This is a genomic window from Saccharomonospora saliphila YIM 90502 (assembly GCF_000383795.1).
GTDB lineage: Bacteria > Actinomycetota > Actinomycetes > Mycobacteriales > Pseudonocardiaceae > Saccharomonospora > Saccharomonospora saliphila.
In genome coordinates, this window is the sequence record NZ_KB912694.1 from 11,604 (window position 1) to 17,189 (window position 5,586).

Sequence of the window (5,586 nt, forward strand, 5' to 3'; positions counted from 1 at the left end):
CGGTGCGCGGCGTGCTGCCCGCGTTGCTGGCCGCGCGGACGTGGGGGTACCGCCGTGCCGTGGTCCCCGCTGAGTCGCTGTGCGAAGCCGCCCTGGTCGGCGGAGTCGAGGTACTGGGTGCCCGGACCCTGTCCGAGGTCGTCGACTGGTTCTCCGGAGTGGGCGGCCTCGCCGCCCCGGAACCGGGACCGGTCGAGGAAAGCGCGGAGGTCCCCGACCTCGCCGATGTGGTCGGCCAGCCCGAAGCGCGGTGGGCACTGGAGGTGGCCGCCGCGGGTGGCCACCACCTGCTCCTCGTCGGGCCGCCCGGCACGGGCAAGACGATGCTGGCGCGGCGCCTGCCCGGCCTCCTGCCCCGGCTGGTCGACGACGAGGCGTTGGAGGCCACCGCCGTGCGCTCGGTCGACGGTACGACGAGGCGGGACGCGCCGCTGGTGCGTGTGCCGCCGTTCGTGGCGCCGCACCACTCGATCTCCACGGCCGCACTGGTCGGGGGCGGCAGCGGGCTCGCGGCCCCGGGTGCCGTCAGCAAGGCGCATCGCGGGGTCCTGTTCCTCGACGAGGCCGCCGAATACGGGACCGACCGGCTCGACTCACTGCGCACGGTCCTGGAGGAGGGCGAGGTGCGGCTGGCGCGTAGCAGGGGCGTGGTGCGCTATCCCGCGTCGTTCCAGCTCGTGCTGGCCACCAACCCGTGCCCGTGCGCCCCGGTGCGGGAGACCGACTGCTCCTGTGCCCCGGCGGCACGGCGGCGGTACTTCGGCCGGTTGTCAGGTCCGTTGCTGGACCGCGTGGACCTCCGGGTGCGGATGCGGCCGGTAACGGCGAGGCGCGCGCACGACGCGGAGGCCCCGGACTCCACGGACCGGGTGCGGGACCGGGTTCGGCGGGCGCGCTGCCGTGCCGCCGACCGGTGGTCCGAGCACGGCTGGCGGACGAACGCCGGAGTGCCGGGGTCGGTGTTGTGGCGTGAGTACGCGTTACCGGACACGGTGACGGCAGTGCTCGACCGGGGGCTGGCTCGTGGTGCGGTGACAGCGCGGGGTGCCGACCGGTGTCTGCGTGTCGCGTGGACGCTCGCCGATCTCGACGGCGTCGCCCGGCCGGAGGCCGATCACGTGGCGGCGGCGCTGGAATTCCGGGATCGGAGCGCGGTATGAACGCCGAAGCGGGCGCGGCGGCCTCTCCGGAGCGACTGGCCCGGGCGTATCTGCTGCGGGCCGCCGAGCCACCGGCCCCGGCACTGGTCCGGTTCGTGGCCGAGCACGGCCCCGTGGACGCGGCGGCCCGGGTACGGCGCGGCGACACGCCCCCTCCGGTCACGTCCGAAACGGCGGCACGGCGGGAGCTCGATCTCGCGCGTCGGGATCTCGCCGCCGGTGCCGAGCAGGGCGCGCGGCTCGTCACACCCGAGGACGACGACTGGCCCGCCTGGCCGCTGCTGACCCTCGACGTGGCGAGTGGGCGGGGTGTGCGGGGGACGGCGCCTCCGCTGGCGTTGTGGGTCCGGGGAACGGCGTCACTGGACACGGCGGTGGAGCACGCCGTGGCCATCGTCGGCGCACGGGCCGCGACCGACTACGGCGAGCACACGGCGGCCGAGTTCGCCCACGGCCTCGCCGAGTCGGGTGCGGTGGTGTTCTCGGGCGCGGCCTACGGCATCGACGGGGCGGCGCACCGGGGCGCGCTCGCCTCGCGCGGGACGACGGTAGCCGTGCTCGGCTGCGGTCTGGACGTGGGGTATCCGGCCGGGCACGTCGGTTTGCTCAACCGGGTCGCGCGGCAGGGTGCGGTCGTGTCGGAGTACCCGCCCGGCACGCCACCGGCCCGGCACCGCTTCCTCGTGCGCAACCGGCTCATCGCCGCGTTGACAGCGGGCACGGTCGTGGTGGAGGCGGGCAGGCGCAGCGGTGCGCGCAACACCGCGACCACCGCGGGGGCGCTGGGCAAGGTGGTGATGGCCGTCCCGGGCCCTGTGGGGTCGGCGTTGTCAGTGGGGTGCCATGAGCTGATCCGCGACGCGCGGGCCACTCTGGTCGCGTCCGTGCCGGACGTGGCGGAGAGCGTCGGGCCGCTCGGGAACGGACTCGCCGCGCGTGGTGGGACGGTCCGGCGCGCGACCGACGGGCTCGACCCGGAGAGCCTGCGTGTGTACGAGGCATTGGACACCCGGGGTGCGCGGACTCCGGAAGTGGTGGCCACCGAGGCGGGTGTGGAGCTGTCCCGGGTGCGCGCGGTGTTGCCCGCGCTCGAACTCGACGGTCTGGCCCGGCGGTCGGACAGCGGGTGGTGCCGCACGGGTGAGGACGGTCGGGCAGCGGCAGGGCCAGGGTGATCTCGTGTGACTCGGCGTGAAGCCGAAACGGTTTCACAATGGTCACTCGGGTGTGGCGATGCTTGACCCAGCGTGGTCGTTTGCGCAGCGTCAGGGCATGACCGCAACGGGTTCCGCCGCGTCGGCGGGTGAGTCCAGGACGCGGGCCGATCTCGCCCGGACACGGGCCGCGCTCCCGCCGGGCGCGACAGCGCTCGTCGGCGACTACGAACGCCACCTGCGCGACGAACGCCGGCTTTCCGCGCACACCGTGCGGGCCTACCTCGGCGATGTCGTGTCCCTGCTCGGTTACCTGCACGGGGTGCGCGATTCGGGCCCCGCCGCAGTGGACGCTGCCGGCGGGGACAGTGCTGCCGCGACCGACGCCGAGGACGAGGACCTAGGCGGAGGTGGTGAGGGATCGGCCCGGCGCGCCGCGTGCGCGCGCGCACTGGACGGACTGGACACGAGTGCGCTCCGGGGCTGGCTCGCGCGGCAGCGGGACCGCGGACTGGGCAGGACGACGCTGGCCCGTCGTTCCGCGTCCGCGCGCGCGTTCACCGCATGGGCGTATCGCGGTGGCCTGCTCGCGGTGGACCCCGGCACGCGGCTGGTCGCGCCGCGTCCGCACCGGACGCTGCCCGGCATTCTTCGCCCGGACCAGGCTGGGACGCTGTTGCGGCACGCGGCTGGCGGGGCCGAGGAAGGAGACCCTGTCGCGCTGCGTGACCACGCTGTTCTCGAGTTGCTGTACGCGACAGGTGTGCGAGTCTCGGAACTGTGCGGGCTCGACCGCGATGATGTCGACTACGACCGGCGGGTCGTCCGCGTCCTGGGAAAGGGGAGGAAGCAACGAATGGTGCCGTTCGGCGTGCCCGCGGAACGAGCGTTGTGCGCGTGGACGCGGGACGGCCGCCCGGAGTTGGCCGTCGACCGATCCGGTGAAGCCTTGTTCCTGGGCGTCCGTGGCGGGCGCGTGGACCCGAGAACCGTGCGTCGCGTGGTGCACGAGGCGGCGGCCACGGTGCCCGGGGCCGCCGTGACCGGGCCGCATGGCCTGCGTCACTCGGCGGCCACGCACCTGCTCGACGGTGGCGCTGACCTTCGTAGCGTTCAGGAGCTACTTGGTCACGCTACGCTGGCGACCACGCAGCTCTACACCCAGGTGACCGTCGAGCGGCTGAAGGCGATCCATGACCAGACGCACCCGCGTGCCGAGTGATGCCGCCCGTGGCGGGGTCGGCACGTCCGGCGGTGCGGACCGCGCCCGTCGTGCGGACACCGACGCCGCCGGGCTCTCCGATCCCGGTCGTGTCGAGGTGGCCGGAGGTGTCGAGGCGGCCGGAGTCGCCGACGCCGCGGTGAGTGCCGATCCCGGGATCGCCGATACGTCAGGGGAGTCGGGCACGGCTGCGGAGCCGGGCACGGCTGGCGGGTCAGACGCGCCTGGCGGGTCAGACGCGACTGCGAGATCAGAGTCGGCCGGTGTCGGTCCGACCGAGGTCGCCGATGCGGCCGCGGTGGTCGATGCGGTGGAGTTCGATGTCGGCGGAGCCGTGGCGCACGCCGCGAAAGCCGACCCGGACCCTCACGGCACCGTGGACGCCTACAGCAGCGCCGTGGGGCCCGCCTCCGCCCTGCTAGGCACCCCGGATGCCGACCAGGTCGCGCACGCGGGCCGTGACGAGGCTCGCCGAGACGATCCGGGACGTGACGACGGGGACGGTGACCACGGGCGCCGTGACGACGGGCAGGGTGACGAAGGGCAGGGTGACGACGGGCGCCGTGAGGACGGGCTCCATGACGGCGGGCGCGGTGACGACGCGGACGGAGGCGACGCCGATCGTGGCGACGCGGATGCGCACATCGGCTCGGACGAGTCCGCCATCCAGGGCCTGTGGAAGGAATTCGCCCGCGCGCCGAGCCAGCGTGTCCGGGACCGCCTGGTTCTGCACTACGCGCCGTTGGTGAAGTACGTCGCCGGGCGGGTGGGTACCGGGCTGCCCACGCACGTCGACGTCGCCGACCTCATCCAGTCGGGCATCTTCGGGCTCGTCGATGCCATCGAGAAGTTCGACCCGGAGCGGGGGCTGCGCTTCGAGACCTACGCGATGCAACGCATCCGTGGGGCGATCCTCGATGACCTGCGGTCGCAGGACTGGGTTCCTCGGGTGGTGCGCAGCCGCGCACGTGAGATCGAACGGGCCAACGACCGGCTGGGCGCACGGCTGCGCAGGACGCCGACCGACGCCGAGGTCGCCGCCGAGCTCGGCATCACCGTGCGGGAGTTGCGCGACCTGTACGGCCAGCTGCGGTTGACCAGCGTGATCGCGTTGGACAACCTCGTCGGCGCCAACACCGAGAGCGGACCCGGAACCGCGGCGGAGACGCTGCCGGACGAGGACGCGGTCGATCCCGCCGCCGTGCTGGTGGACCGGGACAACCGCAAGCAACTCGCGGACGCGATCGCCCAGCTCAGCGAACGGGACCGCGTCGTGGTCAGCCTCTACTACTTCGAGAGCCTGACCCTCGCCGAGATCGGCAAGGTCCTGGGCGTGACCGAGTCGCGCGTGAGCCAGTTGCACACACGCGCGGTGCTGCGACTGCGGGCCAAGCTGGTCGAGCAGGCGGGCTCCTGACGCGGTAGCGGTGGTTCCGCGGCCCCGGCCGTGTCCGTCTCCTCGGCCCCAGCCGTGTCCGGCTCCTCGACCGGCCGTGCCCGTCTCCTCGACCCGGCCATCCGCGGGAACCGGCCGTCCGACAGACCGACCGAGCGTGTTCCCGGACTCAGCCGCCCCACGGTTTCAGACGGAGCATGCCGGTCGCGCCGCCGACGAACCGGAGGGGATCGAGGTAGTGGCCGTCCCGGCGCAGGCCCCAGTGCAGGCAGGCCCGGGCCGGGCAGCCGGGATGTCCCGCGGTCACCGTGCCGATCGCCTGTCCCCGGTGCACCCGTTCGCCCGCGGACACCGACGGCCGGACCGGCTCGTAGGTGGTCCGCAGCCCGCCATCGTGTTCGAGCGAGACCACCGGCCGCCCGGCCACCGGTCCGGCGAAGACCACGACCCCCTCGGCGGCGGCACGCACCGGCGTTCCCGGCCGGGCCAGCAGGTCGACGCCACGATGCCCCGGTCCGTACGGGGACCGGCCCGCGTCGAAGGTCCGGGCGACGACCGGATGTGGGCGCAGTGGCCAGTCGAGCGGCGGGTCCCGGTCGGGTGAGTCGGCACGCGGGGCCGCGCCACCGTTGGGCGTCGTGTCGGTGTCCGCCC

Annotated in this window: 5 protein-coding genes; 4 read left to right on the top strand and 1 reads right to left on the bottom strand. The window is 74.1% G+C overall.

The genetic code is table 11. The features are described 5' to 3' along the window. From SACSA_RS23165 to SACSA_RS0114925, 4 genes are all read left to right on the top strand, one after another. Nucleotides 1-1,160 (top strand): YifB family Mg chelatase-like AAA ATPase (locus SACSA_RS23165; RefSeq protein ID WP_019818362.1); only part of this gene is annotated, 1,160 nt, incomplete at its 5' end. Next, a complete protein-coding gene (gene dprA, locus SACSA_RS0114915; RefSeq protein ID WP_019818364.1) occupies nt 1,157-2,335 on the top strand; it encodes a DNA-processing protein DprA in 1,179 nt (392 codons plus the stop codon). The genes SACSA_RS23165 and dprA, both read left to right, overlap by 4 nt. Before the next feature lie 97 nt (nt 2,336-2,432). After that, nucleotides 2,433-3,536: a tyrosine recombinase XerC gene (locus SACSA_RS0114920; RefSeq protein WP_019818365.1), complete on the top strand. Its 1,104-nt coding sequence runs from the start codon at nt 2,433-2,435 to the stop codon at nt 3,534-3,536. Between the two features lie 298 nt (nt 3,537-3,834). Further along, complete coding sequence (locus SACSA_RS0114925) at nt 3,835-4,953, top strand: FliA/WhiG family RNA polymerase sigma factor (protein WP_232212963.1); 1,119 nt, start codon at nt 3,835-3,837, stop codon at nt 4,951-4,953. A gap of 148 nt (nt 4,954-5,101) precedes the next feature. Here SACSA_RS0114925 and SACSA_RS23170 read toward each other — a convergent pair. Beyond that, nucleotides 5,102-5,586, bottom strand: a 485-nt coding sequence (locus SACSA_RS23170) for a murein hydrolase activator EnvC family protein (RefSeq protein WP_019818368.1), incomplete at its 5' end; no start/stop codon positions are given.

Coding starts and splice junctions, on each gene's coding strand:
- dprA (WP_019818364.1), top strand. CDS start 1,157: ATGAACGCCGAAGCGGGCGCGGCGGCCTCTCCGGAGCGACTGGCCCGG.
- SACSA_RS0114920 (WP_019818365.1), top strand. CDS start 2,433: ATGACCGCAACGGGTTCCGCCGCGTCGGCGGGTGAGTCCAGGACGCGG.